The following is a 25,937-nucleotide window of genomic DNA, read 5'->3' as shown; positions in this document are numbered from 1 at the left end:
GGAGACGATCATGGCAAAAGGTCAAGTGCGAAGTAACCGCGAGGTTAGAAAGCCAAAGAAGGACAAGACTGTCAAAGCCGCCGTTGTGACGGAAGGCTCACAGGTGAAGCTGGCCGGCAGCAGTTTCTCCCTGGGCAAGAAAGACAAGAAGTAAGACGGTCGGCTTTAACCTCTCGAACTAACGACACGAGAGAGATATCCGTCAGTGGCCAGTCGAACTGGGGTGCGCAACGTCTCCGCGACATCCCGGCGCGACTGGTCGAGCACCCGCGGTCAGATGCCGGTTTCGTAGCGCGTTTGAACGTCGTATGTATTTGGCTGGAGATGCGAAGATCGCTACAGGCGGATGCCGCTGGCCACTCGCACTCCATTACGGCGTCCAACATCATCGGAAGCATTTGCGGCGGGTATTGTTGATCAGCTGCCAGCGCCACGCTTTGAGGCGGGCGCCGGAAAATCGAAAACGCCAACGCACCTCACGCCAATCTTTGTGCCTTCATTGCCACAGCTTGAGCACCAGTGCTCGCCTTTCGCAAAGAACTGTTGAACACGGCACAGTGCCCGGCATGCTTGCTGGACTTCGGAACGAAAGCACGGTTCACATCGTTAACCAAACCATCGCCGCCACCTCTGATCTAGTGGACGTTCACCGTGCTTGCAGCCTTGCTTATCGCCTCGATTATCGCATCGCCTAACATCGCCCTCAGCGCTGCCACGGTCGACGACCTGCAAGCCGACTTCGAAACGGCCGTGCCCTGCCAGCAGATAGACGGCCGGAACGTTTGGAAGGGAACGATCGCCTACTACATCCAGTCCTTCGTCTATCAAGGCGACACGCCGGTCGCGACCGAAGCGGCCGACGCTGTGCTGCCGGAGGACAACTCCGCGGAAACCGTCAAGGAATTCGAGGACGCCTGCTCCGCGACGCAGCCGGCCTGATTCAGGCCTCCTCTAGCAGATCGCCCATCGATATTTCTGCTGATCCCTTGATGGCAGGCTATTTCCACTGCGTCCCATCGGCCGCGGCGCAACCGTGCGGCGGGTGTCCGTTGCCAAATGTCAGCTTCAGCCGGTCACAACCCCATTGATTGAGCGGCCCGGGCATCGCCGCATTCAACGCGATACCAACTTCGTCAAACGGGCTCTGCTTGTTATCCACGTATTGATACCAGCGAAACCCAAGGATCGCGGTCGCGGCGACAACGATGGTCAGCAAGATTTGAATCAGCTTCGTCATTAAACCCTCATTCCATAAACGGAAGGAGGCATATCAGCCTCGCGCGGCGCGTGCAGCGACGAGTTGGTCAATCTGCGCTTGATTGAACCAACATTCACAGAATTTTAGGCACTTGCGGAACACATATGGAACAGATAGTGTCTGTTCTTGATTTGTTTCACGCCTCTGGAGCGACTTGCCATGCTGACCCGCAAGCAACAGGAATTGCTTCTTTTCATCCATGAACGAATGAAGGAGTCCGGTGTACCGCCGTCCTTCGACGAGATGAAGGATGCACTCGACCTGGCATCCAAGTCGGGCATTCACCGGCTGATCACAGCGCTCGAGGAACGCGGCTTCATACGCCGGCTTCCCAACCGCGCCCGAGCGCTCGAAGTCATCAAACTGCCGGAAGCCTATGCTGCGAGCGCGCAGCCCCGTCGCGGGTTTTCGCCGAGCGTCATCGAGGGTAGCCTTGGCAAACCGCCCGCCCCTGCCCCCGCGGCGAAAACGCTGCCGGTTGCCGACAACAGCTCCGTGTCGGTTCCAGTGATGGGCCGCATTGCCGCCGGCGTGCCGATCTCGGCGATACAGAACAACACCCACGACATTACCGTGCCGCTCGATATGATCGGCAGCGGCGAGCACTACGCCCTTGAAGTGAAGGGTGATTCGATGATCGAGGCCGGCATTTTCGATGGCGATACGGTGATCATCCGCAATGCCACCACGGCCAATCCCGGCGATATCATCGTGGCACTAGTCGATGACGAGGAAGCAACGTTGAAACGCTTCCGGCGCAAGGGCGCTTCAATTGCTCTAGAGGCCGCCAACCCGGCCTATGAGACGCGCATCTTCGGGCCTGACCGGGTCAAGATTCAGGGCAAGCTCGTCGGCTTGATCCGCCGCTACCACTAAGCCCGTCTCACGCCAGCGCAATTCGAGGAAAAGTGCGGAGCGGTTTTCCGCCAGGAAATGCGTAAAAACAAATAGATAGAGCGCCTAGTGACTCCGTTTAAACCGGAAACGCTCTAGCCGCCTTCATGCCGGCCAGCCGCTCTCTTACTTCAACGTCTCGCCACATAGGGTAGCGAGACGGAGATTTTCGGATCGAGTGTTTTTCACGCTCGACGGATTTTACTCGTGAATCGAGTACTCGCCCAACTCGCAGAGATCCTGCTTGTCTTCAGTCGTGTCGAGACCGGAACCTTCTTCGAATTCAAAGCGCATGTCGTATTTGCAGACATCACGTCCGTCGGCGATGGTAATTTCCATGCTTTCGCCCGGATTAAGCACCTGCCGCCCGAAGACGTCGTCTTCCCACTGATCAACACCGACCGGCGATGTGTAGAAGTTCGTCAAAACGGCATTCGTCTTGTTCTTAAGCTGAAAGACGAGATCCTCAGCGCTTGCGGTGGCCGTCGTTACGGCAAGAATGGCAAGAGCAGTCAGGGCGATCTTATATTTCATTTTATGTCTTTTCCTCCATTGTTGGCTTTGTTTGACACTACCTATACGGGTCGCGCTGTTGGGATATTCATTCCCAGTTCTGTCTAGAGACAATATTTTCAGCACTGACAATAGTGACCGAATCACCATTTCGGGGCGCGTCCTCGCAAGGCCATGTCGTTGGCGACTGCGGACGTTCGCAAACTGGCGGGCAAGCGCAGCCCGGTCGAATTGCGCTTTGAAAACAGTGGTTGGCTGCGATGCGGGCAGCCTCGCTGCGCGTGTTGGACGCGCCGCATTGGCCCATGTTCCTTGCCCCCCGAAAACCGTACCTGCGTGCCGGCAGCATGTCCTTTGCGCAGGCACGCACAGCGTTTCACATTCGACAATCGGGCTGCTATTGACGGAGAACCGCTTTAGCCAATCGCGCAGGCGCTGGGTGACTTGTTGCTTTCATCGTGCGAGGGGCTGAATCACGCGCTCGCCGCCCTATCTACGTCACACTTTCGTTGACGCTCGCAACGAGCACGCGGCCGCTTACGCCACCGATGGCCGGTATTTCGACCGCCTTCGGATCTGCGTTCGCCTTGAACCTCGCGTGGGGCGTCGACCGCCAGCGGCATTCGCCGCTGCCAAACCTGTTGAGCGTGTGGCCGATGGCGCTCAATTCTCCTGAACGGAAACCCCGTCCTGGCCAATCTTGATCTCTACGCCGGTCGGTTTTGTTTCCTCGCGGTAGACATAGGCGCCGAGACCAATGACGGCGACGGCGAGCATGGCAATGATCAGATAGAGCCCATTACGGTTCATTCAGCAATTCCTCGCTTGGGTACGGTATGGGTAACTAGGTTCGTACCCAAGAAAGGCAACGGTGCGACGCGGACTGTTCGCTCCTCGCGCGGATGATGCAGGACGGATGCGAACGGCCGTAGGCTTTTTCTCCGCACGATCCGTTGGCCGAGCGCTCTTGCGACGCATCGGCTCGGGCCGCGGAACGTCCCCGACGTGGAGCACGAAAGCGTGCTGGCGCACGTATCGGGCACTTGGTCTGAATATGTGCCCGATGCGCGACGAGACGCCTCGTACCCCGCGCCTGAGCCCAATCGGCTGATGGCCCTACAACGAACGGCCTCAACGGGAGTGCGGTCCTCTGGATTGAGACTGCCCCCGAATGCGCTTGAGCACAAGCAACCCACCTCATAAGAAAGCTCATCAAATGCGCTTCAAAATCAGATGGATGATTGGATGAATCTCGATGTTCAGAACCTTGACGGAGCCTGCCACTGCGGAACGGTTCGCTTCAATGTGAAACTGAAGAGCGGCCTCCGCACCGCCCGCCGTTGCACTTGCTCCTATTGCCAGTTGAAGGGCGCGGTTGCCGTCTCTGCCGCCAAGGACGGGGTCACGGTTCTCTCCGGCGGCGAGGCACTCACCAAATATCAGTTCAACACGAAGGCTGCAGAGCATTACTTCTGCTCGAAGTGCGGCATCTACACATTCCACAAGCCGCGCGCGAACCCGGATTTCTACGGCGTCAACGCCGCGTGCCTTGAAGGCATAAGCCCATTCGATTTCGAGGAGCTACCGGTGAACGACGGCATCAACCACCCGATGGACACGAAGGGATCGACCGGCCCAAGGCTCGCAGGAACGCTCAAGTTTATCCCGGCGGAGTGACGACAGGCGCGGCTGGCAGGACGCCGGCCGCAGCCGTTCAAACTGCTGCACCCTGAATGAGGGGGGCGTTCGTTGCGCCGCCAAGACGTCGAAGATCTACTCGCGGAACGCGAACGGGCGCGCTTGACGAGGCAGAGTGTTGCCAGAAGCAATGGGGATGGAATCGGCAATCTGCTGCTTGGATCGAACGTCGAAGAGGGAGATAACGGGAACCAATTGCCACACCAAGAGGAATGTGTGGCAGCAGATGAAATCCTGCAGTCCAAATAGCGAAACTAATTCAACTACTTAGGGGTGGCTTTGGAGGCCTCGCCCGGAATTGAACCGGGGTACAAGGATTTGCAGTCCTCTGCGTCACCACTCCGCCACGAGGCCTCATCGACTGAGATTATCAAGTCGTGGCGAGCGTTTAGAATGAATATAGAAAGAGCGCAAGAGGGGATTTCTGAAAAACGTCCTCAGGCATTTCTGAAATTCCATCTTTCTCCAACTCTTCCACAGGCTTACCGATCCGGCCCCATAACGGATCGCCGCGAACCCCTTCGACGACAGGCGGCGGGCGCTATACGGCAGCGTCCGACACGAGGCAATTGGATGGATTTACCATTTCGACAGACGGCCCGAATCTTCCGTCCAACCCTTCTTCCGACGTCGCGGGGCGCTGCTACCTTGTACACCGTTTCACGGTAAAGCTACCTTGCACCAAGATTCTTCAGGGAATTGGACGTTGAATCCAGAGTTGATCATCTACCCAAGCTCATACTGACGGTAGTTTTCTGTGGAATGTGCATTGCGGTCGCAATCTGGCGTCTATTCCAGCTCGCGGTGACCGGCCGATTGGACATGTCGCCAATTTTCCCGAACCTTAAGGCAGATTTCCGAGCCAATCCCATCAAGCTGCTTCTAGCAAGCTCTCTTGTTGTGTTCTTTCTGGCACTATCGGCTCTGGGGTTGATAATCGGTATTGATATCGCGCTCGGTGGATAACTTAGACGGCTACACGCTTCCGGCCCTCATCATTCTCTCTGATGACGCCGAGCACCGTCTAACACCAGGGCTTGGGCTGTCCCTTCCAGGGCCGAACCAAGCCCTCCGATACGAGCACGGCGCCGAGAGAGCGGCCGTCGCGCATCACCACGCGCAGCTTTTCGCTGTTCTTGTCGTCGCTCCTGCCGATGGCCTCGATCAGCCTGAACTCGCCGGCGTTCAGCAACTCGCGCAATCGCTGCTTGGCGTAGAAGCCGCGGGCACGTTCGCTATCGCAACTCGCCTGCTTGATTCGCGGTGCATCGACGTCGGCGACACGGATCTCCTCGCCCTGGTAGCGGAATGTTCCGCCGTCGACGACGCAATTGTCGTTGCGGGTACCGCAGAAATAGAACTGATTCGCCTGGGGCTCGACGGCCGTGGGCTGCGCGATCGGGCGCTCGACGGGTGTCGGTGCGGCCAACCCGACATTGACTGCGGGTATCGGTCCGTCGACAGGCTTCGTCTTGTGCGTAGCCGAGGGCATGGCGACACGGGCCTGCGCCTTCGGCCGATCGTCCGACCTGGATGTGGATGTCGACTTGGGCGCCGATGCGAACACATCCGAAACGCCCGGCAGATCCCGCAACTGTCCACGGTGGTCGTACGCAACAACGCCGCCGACTGTCAGCACCGCGGCGAGATACCAGGGCAGCATTCCGCCCTTTTTCTTTGTCCGGCTGCCGCGGCGACGCCCGCGGCTTGTCGTGGTCTTAGCCATTCCGCCCCATCCTTAATCCGGGCGGCATTATGCTGCCGATCCGTTGCCGAATGGTTTTCAACGACAGCCCGAATGCGGGAGTTTGCGCACAAGTCGGTCGGGAGGACGCGGCGGTCCATGACTTTTATTCGATTGGAGCCGCCGCCACATCGTCGCCGACGAAGGAGCCGAATAGGCTCGGCTTCCGTGTAGCGTGAGCTTGTGGCGCCCTGTCGAAGCGAGGATCGCCCTCGCGAAAGAATCATCGTTCCTTCGAAGACCCCGTCCCGTTGCGTCGGCGCGCCCACCAGACTGCGAACCTTCGGCGGCGGCGGCGTACTGAAGGAATATCGTGCGAGAGGATGAGTAAGCCCAAGGGCACCATCCAGAATCCGAGCACGGGCAGAAAGCCGAGAAAGCCGCCGAATATCAGCAGCCCGCCAACCAGCATGCGCAGCAGTGGTGATTCCGGCAGCCTCAGGCGCCATTTGCCAAGCACGATCTGCCGTGTGTGCGGGTCTATGCCGAAATGCGTCTGTTTTCTGTTTTTATGCATCATTCCCTATCCGGCTGCCTTTCCCACAATTGGGGGCTTCTCCACAGGCTCGCAACAAAACTTCTCACTTTTTTTAAAAAAACAGCTTGGCAAATCGGAAAAGCATTTGTATTAGCAGCCTCACTTCTGCAGGACACGCCGCGCAGATGATCCCTGGTAGCTCAGCGGTAGAGCATTCGACTGTTAATCGACAGGTCGCCGGTTCGAATCCGGCCCGGGGAGCCAGTTTTTAAAGAGCCATTCGCGGTAACGCCCGAATGGCTCTTTTTCATTTTGCGGCTATGGTGCCGGCGACGCCTTCCTCCTTCCTCGCCCCCGGGAATGTCATGAGCGCAAATCCCACAACGCCGATTCTGGTCTGGTTTCGTCGAGATTTGCGCCTTCAAGACAATCAGGCACTTGCCACCGCGGCGCAGACGGGTGGACCGGTGATTCCGATCTACATCAATGAACCGGAGGAAAGCGGCAATGGGCCGCTTGGTGGCGCGCAGCGTTGGTGGCTGCACCATTCGCTCCAGGCATTGCGGGCATCGCTGCGGGCACACGGCTCCGACTTTATCCTGCGGACCGGTGCGCCGTTGGATGTGATCGCCGAGATAGCGCGGGAATCGGGCGCGACGACCGTGTTCTGGAATCGCCGCTACGACCCGAGCGGAATAGGAACCGATGCGCCGTTGAAGAAAGCGCTCGTTGAACGCGGCTTCACCGTCAGCAGCTTTGCAGGGCAACTGTTGCATGAGCCGACACGGCTCCTCACGAAGGGTGGCGGCCCTTATCGCGTGTTCACGCCGTTCTGGCGTGCGCTTGAGGCCAGCGGCGAGCCGGCGGCGCCGATTGAGACGCCGGAAATGATCAGAGCGCCTGTGAGGTGGCCGGCATCCGAGGAGCTTGAACGGTGGAAGCTCTTGCCGACGCGGCCGGACTGGGCATCGACGTTCGCCGAAATCTGGACGCCGGGCGAGCAGGCCGCTGCCGAACGCCTGCACAAATTCGTTGAACATGCCCTTGCCGGCTACAAGGCTGAGCGGGACGTCCCTGCAGCGCAAGGTACGTCCATGCTCTCTGCGCATCTTGCCTTCGGCGAAATCTCTCCGGCGCAGATCTGGCAGGTCACGCGTGGCCTGACGGAAACGCCGGTGGACGATGTCGTCACTTTCCGCAAGGAACTCGCCTGGCGCGAGTTCTCCTACAATCTGCTGTTTCACAATCCGGATCTCGGCCGTCAAAACCTCGATCGTCGTTTTGATGGCTTTCGCTGGCTGGACAATGACGAACAGTTCCACCGCTGGACAAGGGGCCTGACCGGCTATCCGATTGTCGACGCCGGCATGCGGCAGCTCTGGCGCCACGGCTACATGCACAATCGCGTCAGGATGATCGTCGCCTCCTTCCTGATCAAGGACCTGCTGATCGACTGGCGACGCGGAGAGGCGTGGTTCCGCGACACGCTGGTCGATGCAGATCCGGCCTCGAACGCAGCAAGCTGGCAATGGGTGGCGGGGTCCGGCGCCGATGCCTCGCCTTTCTTCCGCATTTTCAACCCGGTGCTCCAGGGCGAGAAATTCGATCCGGAGGGGCTTTATGTGAAGCGTTTCGTTCCGGAGCTCGCTGATCTCGAGGCGCGTTATATCCATCGACCATTCTCGGCCCCCTCGGCAGTACTGGCTGCCGCCGGCATCGAGCTTGGAGTCTCCTACCCCACCCCCATCGTCGACCACGCCTTCGCGCGCGACCGCGCGTTGGCCGCGTTTCAGGAAATCAGAACCTAAAAAATCGCTACAACCGCGCCGCCACCGGTACAAATCCATGGTTGGCCTCTCGCAGGATTATCGCTAGGCTCACGTTACGGATGCAACGATTGCCGGAGGGTGGTTTATGCATGATACAGAAGCCTGCTTTGCCGAATTCGACAACGCCGAGCACCTTTCGACTGAAAATCTCTCGCAGGTGCTGAAGGACTTTCCGCTCAAGGCCCAGATGGTCCTGCGCGGCCTCGTTCACCTTGAGGCCGGCGCGCTGGCGCTCGCTTTGCCCAACGGTCAGCGGCTGCTGGTCAAGGGAAAGGTGCCGGGGCCATGCGCCGCCGTGACACTTCACAACTGGAATCTTCCGCACCGGGCAATCACCGGTGGCACCATCGGCGCCGCGGAAAGTTATATAGACGGCGATTGGGACAGCCCCGATGTCGGCGCCTTTCTCGAGCTTTTCCTTGTCAACGCAGACATCGGCAACAGATTCCCTAACCGGGCGCGCGGGTTGATGCGGCTGGTGGAAAAAATCCTCCACTGGCGCAATGCCAACACCAGGACGGGCGCACAGCGCAATATCTCTGCCCACTACGACCTCGGCAACGCCTTCTACCGTGAATGGCTCGATCCGAGCATGACCTATTCGTCGGCACTTTACGCTAGCGGCGCCAACGATCTGCAGTCGGCCCAGACTGCCAAATACCGGGCACTGGCCGAGGCGACGAATCTACGGCCCGGTGACCATGTGCTTGAGATCGGCTGCGGCTGGGGCGGTTTTGCAGAATTTGCGGCGACCGAGATCGGCTGCAAGGTCACCGGCCTGACCATCAGTCGCGAACAACTCGCGTTTGCCCGGGAACGCATGCACAGGGCCGGCGTCGCCGACCGCGTCGAGCTGAAATTCCAGGACTATCGCGAGGAGAAGGGCCTCTATGACCGAATCGTCTCGATCGAAATGTTCGAGGCGGTCGGGGAAAAATTCTGGTCGACCTATTTCTCGCAGCTGAAGCGCTGCCTGAAACCCGGCGGCAAGGCCGGCCTGCAGATCATCACGATCAAGCCGGAAGCCTACGAGGAGTACCGCTCCAATCCGGACTTCATCCAAAAGTACGTTTTCCCCGGCGGCATGCTGCCGACGCGCGAGCATCTGGTCGATCTCGGGCGCAACGTCGGTCTGCGAATGATCAACGATTTCGGCTTCGGTGGCGACTACGCCCGAACGCTCGGCGAGTGGCGGCAGCGCTTCTGGTCGGTGTGGAGCCGGATCGAGCCGCTCGGTTTCGATCTGCGCTTCAAGCGCCTGTGGGAGTTCTATTTCTACTACTGCGAAGCCGGTTTCCGCGCCCGCAACATCGATGTCCGTCAGATCGTCTTCGAATGAGGCTCGCCGCCGCTACAGCGCCGCGCGTCTTATTAGACGCGCAAAGGTCGCTGTAGCACTTTGAATGGCTGCAAGTTTTTATCCTTAAATCGAATAGGATTTAAGGAAACATGCAGTAGGCTTTACCGATCGTCCGACAACGCCTATGAGGCAACCGATCCAGATCTTTTCTTGAAGGTTCCTCATGCGGCTTGCATGGTTTTTCCTGGCGCTCGCCATCGCGACTGAGGTGGCGGGCCTGACGGCGATGAAGGCCGCATCCGCCAAGGGCTCCTATCTCGGCCACGTAGTGATGTATGTCTCCATTGCGCTTTCCTACGTCTTCCTGGCAAAGGCCGTGAAGACCATTTCCGTCGGCGTTGCCTATGCCATCTGGGAGGGGTCCGGGGTCGCGATCATTACGCTCGTTTCGGTGTTCGTGTTCGGCCATGTGCTGACCGGCCGGGAAATGCTGGGCCTGTCGATGGCGGTGGCCGGTATCCTGCTCGTCAATGCAGGCGAACACCGCGAAGAGGACGCTCCGGCCACGGAGGGAGCCATCGATGAGCGCACCTAGTCTCTATTTCGTCTTTGCCGTCATCGCCGGCATCCTCGACATCGCTGCCAATCTCGCTTCGACCAAATCGAATGGCTTCGCGCGCCGCGGCTGGGGCGCGCTTTCCATCGTTCTCGTGCTCGCCGCCTTTGCCTTCCTTGCCGAAGCGGTCAAGGGCATGGAACTTGCGATCGCCTACGCGGTTCTCGGCGCGACCGGGATTTTCGGCACGGCCATTTGCGGCCGCCTGCTCTTCGGCCAGAAGCTCAAGCCGATCGGCTGGGTCGGCCTCGCCCTGATCTTCGGCGCAGTACTGGTGCTTCACACGGCCTGATGTGGCCGCCCCTTGGCGCTCGTGCGGGTGTTCGTCGCTTTTGGCGGCGTCGCGCCTTGCCGGGTCAGCCGGTCAACGAGCGCGAAGTAGGCACCATATGGCAGCAGGCGTGACAACTTTGCGATAGTGATAGAGCGCTTCGGGAAGCTGACTTCGAAATGCTTCGACTTCAGGCCCTCGACGACGTGCTGAGCGGCCTCGTCTGCACTGACCATGCCGGACCTTGCAAATCCAAGCCGCGGCGAACCGGTCGTGTCGACAGGCCCCGGATTGATCAACTGCAGGCGAATGCCGATCCGGTCCAGATCGAGCTTCAAGCTCTCGGCCAGATTGATCAGGGCCGCCTTCGTGGCGCCATGGGCGGCGTTGCCCGGCAAACCGCCATAACCTGCAGCCCCCGACACGATGGCGATGTGGCCCTGCCCCCTTGCCTTCATGTGGGCCACTGCCGGCAGCAGACAATTGACGACACCGTTCACATTGACCGCAAAGCTCCGCTCAAAAGCGTCGCGATGCAGATCGTCGCCCCTCACCGGGATTGTCACCCCCGCATTGAACACGGCCAGAGACAGGTCGCCGTGATCATATTCGATCGATGCCAACACACGTTCCATATCCTGAGGGTCGGTGACATCGCCATCGAGAACGATGATGCGGCCGTCGGCGGCAGCTTCCTGTTGCAGGGCCACCAGTTTTTCGTGATTTCTGGAGGTGACGACCACCGAATAGCCGTCTCGCACCAGCCGCAATGCCAGCGCTCGGCCTATTCCCGAACTCGCTCCCGTTACCCATGCCAACCCATGCTCGGAATTCGTCTTGTGCATACTCATTGCCCATACCTCGGCACGCACCCGCCCGGTGCACGCTCAACTCAAGGGGCCGGCGAATGACACGCCCGGCCCAGACCAATCCCCCTCCAATATCCGGCGCGCACCCAGAGCGGCCTCGACCCTAAGCTTTCCCCTCGAAGACGTTTTTTGTTCGGGACAGGGCAGCGGTGAAACGCTATTTCTTGCCTGGGAAACAGGCTGAGCCGAAAACACGCCAATATTTCGGCGATCCGGTGTCGTTCTCAACGTTCGCCGGCCACTCGGCGTTTTTCTTCGGTAACGCGGCTCGCTTCAGCGGCCGTTCTCAAGCACGAGGTTCTGCAAATGGCCATTCTTCCGTCCGTTCTTGAAGCAATCGGCAACACGCCCCTGATCCGGCTGAAATCCGTATCCGAGGCAACCGGCTGCACGATCCTCGGCAAGGCGGAGTTTCTCAATCCGGGACAGTCGGTGAAGGATCGCGCCGCGCTCTGGATCATCCGGGAGGCGGAGAAGGCCGGGCAGTTGAAGCCGGGGGGCGTGATCGTCGAAGGGACTGCCGGCAATACCGGCATTGGCCTTGCCCTCGTCGGGCAGGCACTCGGCTATCGGACCGTCATCGTCATTCCGGAAACCCAGAGCCAGGAAAAGAAGGATGCGCTGCGTCTTCTTGGAGCAGAGCTCGTCGAAGTGCCGGCTGTGCCGTACAAGAACCCGAACAACTACGTGAAGATCTCCGGTCGCCTGGCCGCTGAACTCGCAAAGACCGAACCGAACGGCGCCATCTGGGCAAACCAGTTCGACAATGTCGCCAATCGTGACGCCCATGTCGCCACCACGGCGCCTGAAATCTGGCGCGATACGGACGGCAAGGTCGACGGCTTCATCTGCTCTGTCGGCTCCGGCGGTACGCTTGCGGGCGTTGCAGAGGGCCTGCGCGCCAAGAACCCTGCGATCAAGATCGGCCTTGCCGACCCTGATGGTGCGGCGCTCTACAATTACTACGCGCACGGGGAGTTGAAGGCGAGCGGAAGCTCCATCACCGAGGGCATCGGCCAGGGCCGCATCACCGCCAACCTCGAAGGCTTCAGTCCAGACTTTTCCTACCAGATCTCCGATGCCGAGGCCGTGCCGCTGGTCTTCGACCTGATCGAACGCGAAGGCATTTGCGTCGGCGGATCAACGGGCATCAATATTGCCGGCGCCGTCCGGCTCGCCAAGGAGCTCGGTCCGGGACATACGATCGTGACGATCCTTTGCGACTATGGTAACCGCTATCAATCGAAACTCTTCAACCCGGACTTCCTGGCCTCGAAGGGCCTGCCTGTTCCGGCCTGGTTGAAGGGCCCCTCAAGCATCACCGTTCCATACGAATCAGTCGGATAAGATTTGCGATGACAAAGACCGTGACTGCCCTCTTCCGCGAAGATTTCTATCTCTCGACTTGCGAAGCAAGTGTCACCGGAATTCTGGAGGATGGCGGGATCGAGCTTGATCAGACCTGCTTCTACGCCACGTCAGGCGGACAGCCGGGCGATAGCGGCTTCCTGGAGCGCAGCGACGGCAGCCGCATCGACGTTGCCGTTGCCCGTCATGGCGCGACGAAGGACATCATCATCCATGTCCCGGCGGAAGGACAGCCAGCGCCTGATATCGGCGAGAAGCTGGTCGTGCATATCGACTGGCCGCGCCGCTACCGGCTGATGCGCATGCACACGGCTTGCCATCTGCTCTCCGTCGTTTGTCCCTTCCCGATCACGGGCGCAGCCGTAGGCGAAGATGAAAGCCGGGTCGATTTCGACATGAGCGAAACGATCGATAAGGACGAGGTGACGGCAGCGCTGAGGAAGCTCGTCGACGAGAACCACCCGGTCTATCTGCAGTGGATCACCGACGAGGAACTCGCAGCCAACCCCGGTATCGTCAAATCCAAGAATGTACGCCCGCCCGTCGGGCTTGGTCGCGTCAGCCTTGTCTGCATCGGTGAAAACTCGGCGATCGACAGCCAGCCCTGCGGCGGTACACATGTGTCGGAAACCCAGGAAGTCGGCGCGATCCACATCGCCAAGATCGAGAAGAAGGGCAAGGAAAACCGCCGTTTCCGCATCCGCTTCGGCACGGCAGACGACCGCCAGACAATCTGAACAGGAGATACGACCATGACCAACAACAAAAGCGCTTACGTCGTTTCTCCGGACTGGTTGCAGCAGCGGCTCAACAATCCCACCATTCGCATTCTCGATGCCGCCTGGTATCTGCCAGCCCAGAACAGAGACCCGAAAGCGGAGTACGACGTGGGCCACATTCCCGGTGCCGTGTTCTTCGACCAGGATGCGATCGCCGATCACACGAGCGGACTGCCGCATACGCTGCCGACGCCGGAAGCCTTCGCCACGGCCGTTGGTGCGCTCGGTGTCAGCGAGACCGATACGATCGTCGTCTATGACGGCCCGGGCATCATGACCGCGCCGCGCGTGTGGTGGATGCTGCGCATCATGGGCGCAAAGGACGTCTATGTGCTCGATGGCGGCATGGACGGCTGGAAGAAGGACGGACGCCCGGTGACGACGGACGTTCCCTCGCCCACGCCCGTCACGTTCAACGTTACTTTCACGCCTTCGGCGGTAACCTCGCTTGAGCGCATGAAGGACATCGTGCAATCAGGCAAGGTCCAAATTGCCGATGCGCGGGGCGCCGGGCGCTTCCTCGGCGAAGAGCCAGAGCCGCGTGCCGGAATGCGCTCCGGCCACATGCCGGGCGCGCACAGCCTGCCTTCCACCACCTTTTCCGAGAACGGCAAGTTCAAAGATCTCGACACGCTGCGCAAGACATTTGCCGAGGCGGGCGTCGACCTTTCCAAGCCCGTGGTGACAACCTGCGGCTCAGGCGTCACGGCAGCCATCATCACGCTGGCGCTGCAATCCCTCGGCCACACCGACAATACGCTTTACGACGGCTCCTGGTCCGAATGGGGTGGCCGCGCGGATACCTCCGTTGTGACCGGCAGCGAGTGACATCATGCGCCCTCCCAAGCTCGCCTCACTGACTGCCCACGTCACCGAACTGGAAATGACGGCACCGCCCAAGCAGAGCTTGCCGATGCCGGTCAACATCCAGACGGCAATCCTGCGCGTGTCCGACATCCCGCTGAATTACTATCGGTTCCTCTATCTGCGGGTTGGCAAACGCTGGCACTGGGCCGATCGCATCCGCATGAGCGACGAAAAGCTGGCTGCGCTACTCGCCGACAAACGCACGAGCGTTACCGTGCTCTATGTCAACGGCGCACCTGCCGGCTTCTTCGAGCTTCACCAGGCCGATGACAACGTCGTCGAGCTGACGCATTTCGGCTTGATGGAGCACGCGCTCGGGCTTGGCCTCGGCAAATGGTTCCTGCTGCAAACGCTGTTTGCTGCGTGGACCTTGAACCCGAGCAAGGTTACGGTCACGACCAACAATCTCGACCACCCACGGGCGCTCCAGCTCTATCAGCAATTCGGCTTCTCGCCCGTCGCCACCCGCGAAGCGACCATCGAGCCGCTGACGGACGAAGAACTGCTGGCCTTCGCTAAGAATCTCTGACGTCCGCACGGCCGCAAGTTTCGGGTGTCGCCGCCGCACCAGGCGGGGCACAGTGCGCATCAAATGATCCCTATTGATCTGGAGATGCACGATGGCCCTGCGCTACATACCGATGTCCACCGATCAGGCCGAGCGCCTAAGACAGGGTGGCAACGATGCTTATGGCAACCCGCCGGAACGCCAGATATCCGATGGCGACGGCGTTCCCTGTCGGCATTGCCTTGGCAACGTCGATGCCGGCGACACCTATCTGATCTTCGCGCTGCGGCCTTTTACGTCGCTGCAGCCCTATGCCGAGACCGGTCCGGTTTTCATGCATGCCGACGAATGCCCGGCATATAGCGACGAAGTTCGGCCGCCCATCCTGACGTCGAGCAAAGACTATCTGCTGCGCGGCTACGGCAGCAATGAGCGCATCATCTATGGGACCGGCGGCGTGGTTCCCGCCGAGCAGCTCGAATCTCGCGCTGAAGCTCTGCTCTCCATGCCTGAGGTCGCAAGTGTGCATGTCCGATCGGCCAAGAACAATTGTTATCAATGCAGGATAGAGCGCCCCTGAAGCGTCGGTCCGGCCATGGCCGGACCGACTTCGTTAGGGTTCAGGCGACGTTGAGCACCGCTTCCGGCGCGTAGGCGTCGTAACCGAGTGCCTCGGCAACGGGGGCGTTGGTCACCCGTCCGCGGTGAACGTTGAGACCGGCACGCAGGTGCCGATCTTCCGCGACTGCCTTCAGACCACGATCAGCCAGTTGCAGACCGTAGTGCAGCGTGGCGTTGTTGAGCGCATGGGCTGAAGTCACCGGGACGGCGCCAGGCATATTCGCGACGCAATAGTGGACGATCCCGTCGACCTCGTAAGTCGGGTCCGAATGGGTGGTCGCGTGCGATGTCTCGAAGCAGCCGCCCTGGTCGATGGCGACATCGACGATGACGGCACCCTTCTTCATCCCGGTCAGCATTTCCCGCGTCACAAGCTTAGGTGCGGCAGCGCCTGGAATGAGAACGGCTCCGATGACCAGATCGGCAGAGAAAACCTCATCCTCGAGGGCATCGATGGTGGAGTAGCGCGTGTGTATACGACCCCCGAAGATGTCGTCGAGCTGGCGCAGACGAGGAATAGAGCGATCGAGGATGCTGACATCAGCGCCAAGTCCAGCTGCCATTCTGGCGGCATGGAGGCCGACGACGCCGCCGCCGATAATCGCGACCTTGGCGGGAAGCACACCGGGCACACCGCCGAGCAGAATGCCGCGGCCACCGTTGGCCTTCTGCAGCGATGTCGCACCGGCCTGAATGGCCAGGCGACCCGCGACTTCCGACATCGGCGCCAGAAGCGGCAAGCCGCCGCGCTCGTCCGTGACGGTTTCATAGGCGATGGCCGTGACGCCCGAATTGAGCAGACCCTTGGTCTGTTCCGGATCCGGCGCGAGATGCAGGTAGGTATAGAGAATTTGGCCCTCGCGCAGCTGTGCCCATTCGGAAGGCTGCGGCTCCTTGACCTTGACGATCATGTCCGATTTTTCGAACACATCCTTTGCCGTCGCGACTATCTTCGCGCCAGCGGCACGGTAGGTATCGTCATCCGCGCCGATCCCCGCTCCTGCCTTGGTTTCAATGATAACCTCGTGGCCGTGAGCGACATATTCACGTACCGACCCGGGGGTCAGGCCGACTCGGTATTCATGGTTTTTGATTTCCTTCGGGCAACCGACACGCATCGCGCGTTCCTCTCCTGTTGTGGGCAATTTTGCCTCATTGACACGCCCTCAGCAAAACACGCGGCGAAACGAATGTCCTTGCAAAGATGTCTCCGCGGAGGCATCAATTTCGAAGAATATTGCGTCATTGTCCGAGCTATTGGTGGAAATCGCGAATGAGTGAACTTGATGCCATCGATCATGCGATTCTGCGCATTCTTCAGCAGAACGGCAGGATTTCGAACGCCGATCTGGCGGCCAAGGTAGGGCTGTCGCCATCGGCCTGTTCGCGCCGGGTCGATATCCTGGAGAAATCAGGCACCATCAGCGGCTACCACGCCCGCCTCGCCCACAAGGCGCTCGACTACCAGATCATGGTGATCGTGCATATTTCCCTGTCCGGGCAGTTCGCCAAGACGCTGGCCGAGTTCGAGGCAGCGGTAAAGCTCTGCCCCAATGTTCTCGTCTGTTACCTGATGTCGGGCGAATACGACTACATTCTGCGGGTCGCGGCCAAGGACCTGCAGGACTACGAACGCATCCACCGAGACTGGCTTTCCGCCCTGCCCCATGTGGTCAAGATCAACTCGAGCTTTTCCTTGCGGGAAGTGATCGACCGGCCGAACGTCGGCATATAACGAGCTGCGATAGCGTTAGCGGCCGACGACGCAATCGCGACCACGCGCTTTCGCTGAATAGAGCCTGAGATCAGCCTCAGACAGCAGATGCGCAATCGCGACACCATCGTCAGGCGTGGACGACAATCCGATGCTGACGGTCACGGCTTTGCCATCGGGGGTGAAAACACCAGCGGACACCGCTAGCCGGATGGTCTCGGCATGCCTCAGCGCATCGGCATGCGACAATCCCGGGCACAGCACGACGAACTCTTCACCGCCATAACGAAAGAGCCGATCTCCCTGGCGCAAGCGTGCTTTCATCACTTCCACAAGCTTCTGCAGGATGCGGTCACCCTCCTGGTGGCCGAAGCGATCGTTGACGCCCTTGAAGTGATCGACGTCGATGATCAACAGACTGACCGCAGCTTTTGAGGCTACGGCAGCGCGCAGCATCTGCGGCCCTTCGATATCGAAGCGGCTGCGGTCGAGACATCCCGTCAGCGTGTCCTGGCCGGACCGTGAAAGCAGGTCTTCATAGCGTTCGCGGAAAGTCAGATCGTTGAAGATGTCGCCGAGAGGCCGGTCCGACATCGCCAGGAACGGATGGCGCGAAACATTGAGATAGAGGCCGATAGCGATGGCGTAGAAAGATTCCATGGGGAGTGAATAGCGGCCGGCGCTCTGGCAGAGTGAGGCTGCAATAACGCACTCACCTCATAGGAGACGCCGTCATGGAAGCTGGAACTTCCCAACCGCATTCGCCGACCGCTATCCGCACTGATCTTGCCGCAATTTTCGTGTCGTTGGAACTCTCTCGCTCAACCTGGCTGATCACATCGTTGTCGCCGGGAAACGGCGAGAAGATGTCGAAGCACTCTGTGGTTGGCGGCGATGTGACGGCATTGCTGGGTCGTTTTACTCAGCTCCAGGAGAAGGTGCGATCTCGTACGGGCAATCAGGTTCCGATCGTGAGCATTCAGGAAGCCGGGCTTGACGGCTTCTGGATCGATCGTGTGCTGAAGGCGAACGGGATAGAAAGTTACGTCGTCGATCCAGCCTCGATAGCAACCTCGCGCAGGCGCCGGCGAGCGAAGACGGACAAATTGGATGGTGAGGCGCTGGTCCGAGCGCTGTTGGCCTTCAAACGCGGAGAGCCACGGGTGTGCGCCATGGTCAATGCGCCAAGCCCCGAGGAAGAAGATCGCCGTCGCCTTTGCCGGGAGCGCAAGGTTCTGATCGCCGAGCGCGTCAAACATGTCAATCGCATTAAAGGCCTGCTCTTCGGTCAGGGCATAAGTGGTTACGAGCCGCTGCGCAAGAACCGGCGCAAGCAACTGGACGAGCTTCACACGGGTGATGGCCGTCCTTTGCCGACCCACCTCAAAACTCAAATAAGCCGTGAACTTGATCGCCTTGAATTGTTGCTAGAGCAAATTACAGCGGTGGAGAACGAGCGCGATACGCTCCTGGCGGCGCAAAAGAACAGCGTGGCGGCAACGCTGATCCCAACTGGGGCGATGTTGTGCGAAGTCAAAGGCATTGGTCTGGAATTCGCGGCTGTTCTCTGGACCGAAGGGCTGTTTCGCCATTTTGACAACCGGCGACAGGTTGCTGCGTACGCGGGGCTGGCACCGACACCCTGGCAGAGTGGAACCATCGATCACGAGCAAGGCGTCTCGAAGGCGGGCAACCCGCGCCTGCGTACCACGATGATCCAACTGTCGTGGTTGTGGTTGCGCCATCAGCCGCAATCAGCGTTGAGCCAGTGGTTTACGGCCCGCGTGCAATCCAGCGGTGGGCGCGCGAAGAAGAGCGCGATCGTGGCGCTGGCACGCAAATTGTTGGTTGCTCTATGGAAATATGTGATCGCCGGCGTTGTCATCGAGGGCGCGGTGTTAAAGACGGCCTGACAATGCACACAAGCCACATTCTCTAATCTTCCAGGAGCGATCAATCCTGGCGGATCCAGGGGGACGAACCGATCCGCGACATGGCTTCAAACGCCGCTACTAAGAATGGTCTCGTCCTCCTGAGCCTTTGCCGCAACGCAAGCGGAATGATGGTGCAGCCGCTCGGCGCGGCGACCGAATGTGAGTTTGAACCGGCAATGGAAACAGGCCCGTTCACGCGAACAGGCTCAGCCTTGGATGCCGAAAGAGCGACCGAAGGAAACATGCGATGGACCTTTAAAAGTTCTTGACCCGAAGTTCCCCATGTGAGTCGCGGCCAGCATTTTCGCGATCCATCCGCCCCACAGCACCTCCATAGGCGCATCGTTCAGCCAGTGCAGAGCCGCGTAAAATGCCAATTGATCGAAGCTCAGGATCACGACACCGCAGATCAGGAAGCGGACGGTTACGAAGCGGCGCAACCATTTGCCGAGACGCTCGTAGAGCAGGATGATCAGGAGCGTATCGAGGTAGAGAACCAACGTCCCCCACACCATCAGCCCGCCCATTTCATCGATGAAGGCGATGTCGGCCGAACGGCCCGGAACAATCGAAACAGTCTCGTGCTGGCGCAGCAGCAGGCTGAGGATGACCGTGAGCAAGTTTCCCGCGAGCAGACCATAGATCGGCTGACGGACGGTCGCGGCATCCTCCTTCACGTAAAGCAAGAGGATGATCATCAGCTTGCCGGAGAAAAGCACGACCGATCCCGGAGAGACGATCCCGAACGGCAATTGCACGTAAAAGACCGCCGCCAGATAGGTTTCGATGAAATGCATCACGCCCAGGGCCGCGACAAAAACGCCGAGACCCAGCCGGGCACGAAGCTGCAACAACCAGATCATCGCCGTGACGTAGACCAGTGCTTCGCCGACGAAAATAATGAGATTGGCGTTGGGCATGCTGTTGAAAAGGTTCCGGTTTCGCCAGACAAACCGTTAGGTGGAAAGCTTAAAGAAAACTTTAGCTCGGTTGCAGACGGACCGGAATTGCAATGCGAGAATCAACTGCTTTGCGAAGTGTTGCCTTTCCGGCATAGTCGCGACCAACCCACCGTGGTTCGCATGTCAAATCAGAAACCGCGGATTGCACACGCAATGGCATTCATCAATGGAGGGCAAGCATGCAATCGACGACATCCCCGTTCCACCTCTCGCGCCGCTCGCTTCTGTCCGGCGTCGCCGCCGCCTCGGCGCTGGTAATGCTTCACCCCTTCTCCGCACGTGCTGCCGCCAACCAGGCGCATCTGCGCATCATGGAAACGACCGACCTGCACGTTCACGTCTTTCCCTACGACTACTACGGCGACAAGCCGAACGACACGCTGGGGCTAGCACGCACGGCCTCGATCGTCGACGCCATCCGGGCGGAGGCAACCAACTCGATCCTCGTCGATAACGGCGACTTCCTGCAGGGAAACCCGATGGGCGACTACATCGCCTATCAGCGTGGCATGAAGGATGGTGACATCCATCCTGTTATCGCCGCAATGAACGTGCTTGGCTACGATTGCGGCACGCTCGGCAACCACGAATTCAACTATGGCCTTGATTTCATGTTCAAGGTGCTGAACGGCGCCAACTTCCCGCTGGTCTGCGCCAACCTGACCAAGGGCGCGCTCGCCGCCGATGCCCGACAGGACCAGCTGTTCCTCAAGCCCTACGTCATTCTCGACCGCAAGGTGAAGGACGGTGCCGGCGCCGAGCATGCGATCCGGGTCGGGCTCATCGGTTTCGTGCCTCCGCAGATCATGTCCTGGGACGCAAAGCACCTTGAGGGCAAGGCCAATGCCCGCGATATCGTCACGGCGGCCCAAGCCTGGGTTCCGCAGATGCGCGAGGAAGGTGCCGATATCGTCATCGCGCTTTCCCACTCCGGCATCGGTCAGCAGGACTACGCCGAAAACCTCGAAAACGCATCGGTTCCGCTGGCCGCGGTCGAAGGCATCGACGCCATCGTGACCGGGCATAGCCATCTCGATTTCCCCGGTCCGAAGTTCGCCAAAATCGCCGGCGTCGACAATGCCAAGGGGCTGATTTCGGGCAAGCCCGGCGTCATGGGCGGGTTCTGGGGTTCGCATCTCGGCCTGATCGATCTGCTGATCGAACGCGAAGGCGGCGCCTGGCGCGTCATCAGCTCCACCAGCGAAGCGCGGCCGATCTACCGGCGCGAGGACAAGAAGGTGATCGCCGAGGTCGCCGAAAAGCCGGAAGTGCTGGCGGCGGCACAAAAGGAACACGAGGCAACACTTGCCTATGTTCGCACGCCGGTCGGCAAAAGCGCGGTGCCGCTCTATTCCTACTTCGCCCTGGTCGCCGACGATCCGTCTGTCCAGATCGTCAGCCAGGCGCAGACCTGGTACATCAAGGACATGCTGAAGGATACGGAGCACAAGGATCTGCCTGTGCTCTCCGCTGCGGCTCCATTCAAGGCCGGCGGTCGCGGCGGCGCCGACTACTACACCGACGTTCCGGCCGGCGACATCGCCATCAAGAACGTCGCCGATCTCTATCTCTACCCCAACACGGTCCAGGCCGTCGTCATCACCGGCGAGCAGGTGCGCAACTGGCTGGAAATGTCCGCAGGCATCTTCAACCAGGTGAAGGCTGGAGCCTCGGATGCAGCCCTGATCAACGGTGACTTTCCGTCCTACAACTTCGATGTCATCGACGGCGTCACTTACCAGATCGACCTGTCCGAGCCGCCGAAGTTCGACAAGGACGGCAATGCCATCAACCCGTCAGCCAATCGTATCAAGAACCTGAACTTCAATGGACAACCGATTGACCCGGCGCAGAAATTTGTCGTCGCGACGAACAACTACCGCGCCGGTGGCGGCGGCCATTTCCCTGATATCGCTGCCGACAAGGTGGTCTTCGTGGCACCCGACACCAACCGCGACGTAGTGGTTCGCTACATCATTGACCAGGGAACCATAAATCCGGCGGCCGATGCCAACTGGACCTTCGCGCCACTCGCGAACACCAGCGTCACGTTCGACAGCGGCCCGAAGGCAAGGCAGTTCCTGTCGCAGGTCAAAGGCGTGACGATCGAGGATGCGGGTGAAGCCGCAGAAGGATTCGCCCGTTTCCGCATCAAGCTGTGATGCCGAGTGCCCCCGCAAGGCGGGGGTACGTCCCCTGGCGTGGAGAACGGAAGTGCCGCTACCAGCAAATGCCAAAAGCGGCAATGCGGATGCTGAAGCAGCCATCAATCTGGACGTGAGTGAGCCGCTTGCGCTTACGATGGACACGAGCTCTTGACGCCAAGTCACTGCAATATTTTTATAAATCGGACGTCGCGGCTTGCCGCCAACAATCAGACTTGCCGCGACGGGGCGTCGTCAGAAAACAACGACGGTCCGGTCTGGTCGATGATCTGGCGGCCCTTGCGGAAAGCGGCATCGATCGCGTCTTGTTCGGACGTGAACAGATCGGCCCGGATGAAGCTGCGCACCCGCACGTCGCCTTCGGCGATCGTCTTCTCGATGCTGCCAGCCAGACGGAACTGCGAGCCTTCGCGCATCGGTGTCGCGCGGATCGTGCACTCTGCATAGGCTTCGGTTTTTCCCGATGCGCCTTGAGCCTCGTTTTCGGTGGAGCCGGAGCGGCCGAACAGTTTTGAGAAAAATGATGCCATGAGCAAGACTTAGACGCGACGGCGAAAGCTGTCAAAGCCAAAGTGTCGATGTCGACCCTCTGCCATTACGTCTCCGCCCACCAGCCGTCAGATGATCAGATTGGACAGGATCTCGTTCTCGGTGATGTCCTGATACCGCAGGCCGGCAGCGTCGAACCGCGACTTCAGGATCGGGAAATTCTCCGCGTGCTTGGTCTCTATGCCGATGAGGATCGAACCGAAATTGCGCGCGGACTTCTTCAAATATTCGAAGCGCGAGATATCGTCCTCGTCGCCGAGCAGGTTGAGGAAGTCGCGCAAGGCACCAGGGCGCTGCGCCATGCGCAGGATGAAATACTTCTTGAGCCCCGCATGCCGCATCGCCCGCTCCTTGACGTCAGGAAGACGCTCGAAGTCGAAGTTGCCGCCGGAGACGACGGCGATGACGGTCTTGCCTTCAAGCTTTTCGCGACCGATCGCGTCCAGCGCCGTGATCGACAATGCGCCTGCGGGCTCGAGCACAACGCCCTCGACATTCAACATGTCGATGATCGTCATGCAGATCGCGTTTTCCGGAAGCAGCATGACCTGGTCGGCAGAGAAGCGGCGAAGAGCCGCAAAATTCAGATCGCCGATCCGCCCGACAGCTGCGCCATCGACGAAGTTGTCGACTTGGTCGAGCGTGACAAGACTGCCGGTCTCGAGGCTCTGCCGGAGGCTCGGCGCGCCTGATGGTTCGCAGAAGACGAAATGGTCGGCGGCGACATCATCCTTCAGATAGCCGGTGACGCCGGCCGACAGGCCACCGCCACCGACCGGAAGCACGACGAGATCGGGCCTGACGCCCTCGGGCAATTGCTCGGCGATTTCAGCGGCAACAGTCGCCTGCCCTTCGATGATGTCGAGATGATCGAACGGCGGCACCATGACGCCATCGATCGTTTCCACATGCTCGCGCGCAGCCTTGTAGCATTGGTCGAAGATGTCGCCGACAAGGCGGATCGTGATGAACTCGCCGCCGAACATGCGGGTCTTGTCAATCTTCTGCTGCGGCGTGGTCACCGGCATGAAGACGACGCCAGGAACACTGAAATGCCGGCAGACGAAGGCGAAGCCCTGCGCGTGGTTGCCTGCCGAGGCGCACACGAAGGTCTTGCCCGTCGCGCCGGCACCAAGCACCTTGCGGAAGAAATTGAACGCGCCTCTGATCTTGTAGGAGCGAACCGGCGAAAGGTCCTCGCGCTTGAGGAAGATGTTGGCGCCGTACCTGGCGCTCAGATGTTCGTTCAATTGCAGCGGCGTGGCCGGAAAAATATCACGCATCGCCGTGGTTGCGTTGTCAACATCCTGCTTCGTCACGTGAGGTCATCCATTGAGTTTGCCGATGGCAGCCGCTATTGCACATTGCAGCGCTCGAGGCCATCGCTTTGACTCGAATCGACCGGCGGTGGACAATGTAACCGCTTCGCGCCTCGCCAGATCACGTAGTTTCATTTCCAGGAAATCGAACGTTTGAACGCAACCCTGATCCGGCATGCTGTGCACATCGCAGCGATCCTCGGCCTCTACCTGTCGGTGGCGATGCTCGTGCCGGCGATGGTCGACCTCTATTACGGCCATCGCGATTGGCAGATCTTTGCTGTATCCGCCTTCATGATCGGCGGCCTTTCGGCAGCGACGTTCATGGCGACGCGCATGGGACCGCCGCCGTTTTCGAAGAAGTTCGGCTTTCTGCTGGTCAACCTGCTCTGGGCGGTATTTTCAGTCGTCGGCGCCATCCCGCTGTGGCTGTCTTCATTGAAGCTCGACTTCGCGCAGGCGCTGTTCGAATCCGTCTCCGCCATCACGACAACCGGATCGACCGTCATCGTCGGGCTCGACGATGCGCCGCCGGGACTGCTCGTCTGGCGCTCGCTCTTGTGCTGGCTCGGCGGCATCGGCATCGTCGTCCTTGGCCTGTTCATCATCCCCTATCTCCGGGTTGGCGGCATGTCGTTCTTCAAGATGGAATCCTCCGATACGAGCGACAAGCCGTTCGCTCGCGTCGCAAGCTTCAGCCGCGCATTCCTTCTCATCTATATCTCGATCACGGTTCTCTGCACGATCGGGTACAACATGACGGGCATGAACCGGTTCGACGCGATCAATCATGCGATGTCGACGGTGGCGACGGGCGGTTTCTCGACGCATGATGCGTCATTCGGCTATTTCGGCAGTATCCCGCTGCTCTGGACGGCGACCTTCTTCATGGCGCTCTGCAGCCTGCCGTTCTCGATCCTGATCGTGCTTGTCGTGCGCGGCCGCCTCGACGCGCTTCGCGACCCGCAGATCATCGTCTTCCTCGGCTATCTCTCGGCCTTCTCGATCGCCGTGGCGATCTATCATCGCCTCGTCAGTGGCGTCGAGTTTCACCTGGCGCTTGCACATTCCTTCTTCAACATCACCTCGATCCTTTCGACCAGCGGCTATGCGAGCGAGGACTACAGCCTGTGGGGTCCCTTCGTGGTGATGGTCGCTTTCATCGCAACCTTCATGGGCGGCTGTTCCGGATCGACTGCCGGCGGCATCAAGGCCTATCGCTTCGTGGTGCTCTTCAACGCCATCCGCTCGGGCCTCAACAAGCTCATCTACCCCAATGCGATCTATGCCGTACGTTACGGTAACAACACTGTTGATGCCGATACGCAGCGCGCGATCTTCCTGTTCTTCACCACCTATATCCTGCTGTGGGTGCTGGGCAGCCTCGGCATGGGCGCGCTCGGCTATGATTTCATAACCGCGACCTCAGCGGTCATCACCTGCCTTTCCAATGTCGGTCCCGGCCTCGGCAGTCTCATTGGCCCGGCGGGCAACTTCTCGACACTCCAGGACCCGGAGCTTTATCTCCTGTCGCTGATGATGTTGCTGGGTCGTCTGGAAGTGCTGACCGTTCTGGTGATTCTGACGCCGATCTTCTGGAAACATTGACCATTGCCGCGCCGGCCCTATCGTCTTGACTCGATGCGGCAAATGCCGAAAGTCGCATCCAAGGGACAAAGGG

The 25,937-nt window shown here is 59.8% G+C and carries 27 protein-coding genes, 2 tRNA genes and 1 pseudogene; 18 read left to right on the top strand and 12 right to left on the bottom strand.

The features are described 5' to 3' along the window. Window positions 1–10 precede the first annotated feature (10 nt). Together J3R84_RS07210 and J3R84_RS07205 are read left to right on the top strand one after the other, a co-directional pair. Window positions 11–154, top strand: a complete 144-nt coding sequence (locus J3R84_RS07210; RefSeq protein WP_164474927.1) for a hypothetical protein — start codon at window positions 11–13, stop codon at window positions 152–154. Window positions 155–651: 497 nt separating this feature from the next. Continuing rightward, on the top strand, window positions 652–939 hold the full coding sequence (locus tag J3R84_RS07205; RefSeq protein WP_025427054.1) for a hypothetical protein: 288 nt from the start codon (window positions 652–654) through the stop codon (window positions 937–939). Window positions 940–997: 58 nt separating this feature from the next. Here J3R84_RS07205 and J3R84_RS07200 read toward each other — a convergent pair whose 3' ends face one another. Beyond that, the gene (locus J3R84_RS07200; RefSeq protein ID WP_025427053.1) at window positions 998–1,237 is read right to left on the bottom strand and encodes a hypothetical protein; all 240 of its coding nucleotides are present in this window, start codon (window positions 1,235–1,237) and stop codon (window positions 998–1,000) included. Window positions 1,238–1,417: 180 nt separating this feature from the next. Here J3R84_RS07200 and lexA point away from each other — a divergent pair, with 180 nt between their 5' ends. Beyond that, window positions 1,418–2,134, top strand: coding sequence for a transcriptional repressor LexA (gene lexA, locus J3R84_RS07195; protein ID WP_025427052.1), 717 nt, complete (start codon window positions 1,418–1,420; stop codon window positions 2,132–2,134). 219 nt (window positions 2,135–2,353) lie between these two features. Here lexA and J3R84_RS07190 read toward each other — a convergent pair whose 3' ends face one another. Together J3R84_RS07190 and J3R84_RS07185 are read right to left on the bottom strand one after the other, a co-directional pair. Beyond that, window positions 2,354–2,686 carry a hypothetical protein gene (locus J3R84_RS07190; RefSeq protein WP_025427051.1) on the bottom strand — a complete coding sequence of 111 codons (333 nt, stop codon included), beginning with the start codon at window positions 2,684–2,686 and terminating at the stop codon, window positions 2,354–2,356. Between the two features lie 642 nt (window positions 2,687–3,328). Next, window positions 3,329–3,475, bottom strand: coding sequence for a hypothetical protein (locus J3R84_RS07185; protein ID WP_025427050.1), 147 nt, complete (start codon window positions 3,473–3,475; stop codon window positions 3,329–3,331). Window positions 3,476–3,910: 435 nt separating this feature from the next. Between J3R84_RS07185 and J3R84_RS07180 the strand changes: the two genes are divergently transcribed. Then, window positions 3,911–4,342 (top strand): GFA family protein, encoded by a 432-nt coding sequence (locus J3R84_RS07180; protein ID WP_025427049.1) that lies wholly within the window; start codon window positions 3,911–3,913, stop codon window positions 4,340–4,342. A 301-nt stretch (window positions 4,343–4,643) separates the two neighbouring features. On the opposite strand, the gene J3R84_RS07175 is transcribed toward J3R84_RS07180, so the two are convergent. The 3 genes from J3R84_RS07175 to J3R84_RS07165 all read right to left on the bottom strand — a co-directional run bounded on the left by J3R84_RS07175 (window position 4,644) and on the right by J3R84_RS07165 (window position 6,624). Beyond that, window positions 4,644–4,717 (bottom strand) — tRNA-Cys (locus J3R84_RS07175). Between the two features lie 670 nt (window positions 4,718–5,387). Next, window positions 5,388–6,089 (bottom strand): thermonuclease family protein, encoded by a 702-nt coding sequence (locus tag J3R84_RS07170; protein ID WP_025427047.1) that lies wholly within the window; start codon window positions 6,087–6,089, stop codon window positions 5,388–5,390. A gap of 241 nt (window positions 6,090–6,330) precedes the next feature. Then, complete coding sequence (locus tag J3R84_RS07165; protein WP_025427046.1) at window positions 6,331–6,624, bottom strand: hypothetical protein; 294 nt, start codon at window positions 6,622–6,624, stop codon at window positions 6,331–6,333. Window positions 6,625–6,774: 150 nt separating this feature from the next. On the opposite strand from J3R84_RS07165, the gene J3R84_RS07160 reads away from it, so the two are divergent. The 5 genes from J3R84_RS07160 (at window position 6,775) to J3R84_RS07140 (ending at window position 10,622) form a co-directional block, all read left to right on the top strand. Beyond that, window positions 6,775–6,849, top strand: a tRNA-Asn gene (locus J3R84_RS07160). Between the two features lie 101 nt (window positions 6,850–6,950). Continuing rightward, window positions 6,951–8,393 carry a cryptochrome/photolyase family protein gene (locus J3R84_RS07155; RefSeq protein WP_025427045.1) on the top strand — a complete coding sequence of 481 codons (1,443 nt, stop codon included), beginning with the start codon at window positions 6,951–6,953 and terminating at the stop codon, window positions 8,391–8,393. A gap of 106 nt (window positions 8,394–8,499) precedes the next feature. After that, complete coding sequence (locus tag J3R84_RS07150) at window positions 8,500–9,753, top strand: SAM-dependent methyltransferase (protein ID WP_203530070.1); 1,254 nt, start codon at window positions 8,500–8,502, stop codon at window positions 9,751–9,753. A gap of 184 nt (window positions 9,754–9,937) precedes the next feature. Continuing rightward, window positions 9,938–10,309: an SMR family transporter gene (locus J3R84_RS07145; RefSeq protein ID WP_203530071.1), complete on the top strand. Its 372-nt coding sequence runs from the start codon at window positions 9,938–9,940 to the stop codon at window positions 10,307–10,309. Further along, window positions 10,296–10,622, top strand: a complete 327-nt coding sequence (locus J3R84_RS07140; RefSeq protein WP_025427042.1) for an SMR family transporter — start codon at window positions 10,296–10,298, stop codon at window positions 10,620–10,622. Before J3R84_RS07145 ends, J3R84_RS07140 begins: the two co-directional genes overlap by 14 nt. On the opposite strand, the gene J3R84_RS07135 is transcribed toward J3R84_RS07140, so the two are convergent. Continuing rightward, window positions 10,610–11,452, bottom strand: coding sequence for an SDR family NAD(P)-dependent oxidoreductase (locus J3R84_RS07135; RefSeq protein ID WP_025427041.1), 843 nt, complete (start codon window positions 11,450–11,452; stop codon window positions 10,610–10,612). The genes J3R84_RS07140 and J3R84_RS07135 overlap by 13 nt on opposite strands. A gap of 324 nt (window positions 11,453–11,776) precedes the next feature. Between J3R84_RS07135 and J3R84_RS07130 the strand changes: the two genes are divergently transcribed. The 5 genes from J3R84_RS07130 (at window position 11,777) to J3R84_RS07110 (ending at window position 15,572) form a co-directional block, all read left to right on the top strand. Further along, entirely contained in the window at window positions 11,777–12,817 is a 1,041-nt protein-coding gene (locus J3R84_RS07130; protein ID WP_025427040.1) for a cysteine synthase A, read from the top strand. An 8-nt stretch (window positions 12,818–12,825) separates the two neighbouring features. Further along, window positions 12,826–13,575: an alanyl-tRNA editing protein gene (locus J3R84_RS07125; protein ID WP_025427039.1), complete on the top strand. Its 750-nt coding sequence runs from the start codon at window positions 12,826–12,828 to the stop codon at window positions 13,573–13,575. A gap of 15 nt (window positions 13,576–13,590) precedes the next feature. Continuing rightward, window positions 13,591–14,445 carry a 3-mercaptopyruvate sulfurtransferase gene (gene sseA / locus J3R84_RS07120; protein ID WP_025427038.1) on the top strand — a complete coding sequence of 285 codons (855 nt, stop codon included), beginning with the start codon at window positions 13,591–13,593 and terminating at the stop codon, window positions 14,443–14,445. 4 nt (window positions 14,446–14,449) lie between these two features. Then, window positions 14,450–15,013 carry a GNAT family N-acetyltransferase gene (locus J3R84_RS07115; RefSeq protein ID WP_025427037.1) on the top strand — a complete coding sequence of 188 codons (564 nt, stop codon included), beginning with the start codon at window positions 14,450–14,452 and terminating at the stop codon, window positions 15,011–15,013. Between the two features lie 91 nt (window positions 15,014–15,104). After that, a complete protein-coding gene (locus tag J3R84_RS07110; protein ID WP_025427036.1) occupies window positions 15,105–15,572 on the top strand; it encodes a DUF1203 domain-containing protein in 468 nt (155 codons plus the stop codon). Window positions 15,573–15,612: 40 nt separating this feature from the next. On the opposite strand, the gene ald is transcribed toward J3R84_RS07110, so the two are convergent. After that, on the bottom strand, window positions 15,613–16,731 hold the full coding sequence (ald, locus tag J3R84_RS07105) for an alanine dehydrogenase (RefSeq protein ID WP_025427035.1): 1,119 nt from the start codon (window positions 16,729–16,731) through the stop codon (window positions 15,613–15,615). A gap of 155 nt (window positions 16,732–16,886) precedes the next feature. On the opposite strand from ald, the gene J3R84_RS07100 reads away from it, so the two are divergent. Further along, window positions 16,887–17,348 carry an Lrp/AsnC family transcriptional regulator gene (locus J3R84_RS07100; protein ID WP_025427034.1) on the top strand — a complete coding sequence of 154 codons (462 nt, stop codon included), beginning with the start codon at window positions 16,887–16,889 and terminating at the stop codon, window positions 17,346–17,348. Between the two features lie 15 nt (window positions 17,349–17,363). On the opposite strand, the gene J3R84_RS07095 is transcribed toward J3R84_RS07100, so the two are convergent. Further along, window positions 17,364–17,987 (bottom strand): GGDEF domain-containing protein, encoded by a 624-nt coding sequence (locus J3R84_RS07095; protein WP_207932892.1) that lies wholly within the window; start codon window positions 17,985–17,987, stop codon window positions 17,364–17,366. 74 nt (window positions 17,988–18,061) lie between these two features. On the opposite strand from J3R84_RS07095, the gene J3R84_RS07090 reads away from it, so the two are divergent. After that, window positions 18,062–19,240, top strand: a complete 1,179-nt coding sequence (locus tag J3R84_RS07090) for an IS110 family RNA-guided transposase (protein WP_025429639.1) — start codon at window positions 18,062–18,064, stop codon at window positions 19,238–19,240. A gap of 314 nt (window positions 19,241–19,554) precedes the next feature. Here the strand turns inward: J3R84_RS07090 and J3R84_RS07085 are convergent. Then, window positions 19,555–20,181 (bottom strand): annotated as a pseudogene (locus tag J3R84_RS07085) (GGDEF domain-containing protein); the annotation flags it as partial. 221 nt (window positions 20,182–20,402) lie between these two features. Between J3R84_RS07085 and J3R84_RS07080 the strand changes: the two are divergent. Beyond that, on the top strand, window positions 20,403–22,385 hold the full coding sequence (locus J3R84_RS07080; RefSeq protein ID WP_025427032.1) for a bifunctional 2',3'-cyclic-nucleotide 2'-phosphodiesterase/3'-nucleotidase: 1,983 nt from the start codon (window positions 20,403–20,405) through the stop codon (window positions 22,383–22,385). 212 nt (window positions 22,386–22,597) lie between these two features. Here the strand turns inward: J3R84_RS07080 and J3R84_RS07075 are convergent, their stop codons facing one another. Together J3R84_RS07075 and ilvA are read right to left on the bottom strand one after the other, a co-directional pair. After that, window positions 22,598–22,918, bottom strand: coding sequence for an HlyU family transcriptional regulator (locus tag J3R84_RS07075; RefSeq protein ID WP_025427031.1), 321 nt, complete (start codon window positions 22,916–22,918; stop codon window positions 22,598–22,600). Window positions 22,919–23,005: 87 nt separating this feature from the next. After that, window positions 23,006–24,220 (bottom strand): threonine ammonia-lyase, encoded by a 1,215-nt coding sequence (ilvA, locus tag J3R84_RS07070; protein WP_107028030.1) that lies wholly within the window; start codon window positions 24,218–24,220, stop codon window positions 23,006–23,008. Between the two features lie 189 nt (window positions 24,221–24,409). Between ilvA and J3R84_RS07065 the strand changes: the two genes are divergently transcribed. Further along, the gene (locus tag J3R84_RS07065) at window positions 24,410–25,864 is read left to right on the top strand and encodes a TrkH family potassium uptake protein (protein ID WP_025427029.1); all 1,455 of its coding nucleotides are present in this window, start codon (window positions 24,410–24,412) and stop codon (window positions 25,862–25,864) included. Window positions 25,865–25,937 lie beyond the last annotated feature (73 nt).

Source organism: Ensifer canadensis (assembly GCF_017488845.2).
In the GTDB taxonomy this organism is placed as follows: domain Bacteria; phylum Pseudomonadota; class Alphaproteobacteria; order Rhizobiales; family Rhizobiaceae; genus Ensifer; species Ensifer canadensis.
The sequence above is the reverse complement of the archived record's forward strand: the minus strand, read 5'-3'. Positions and strand labels throughout refer to the sequence as shown.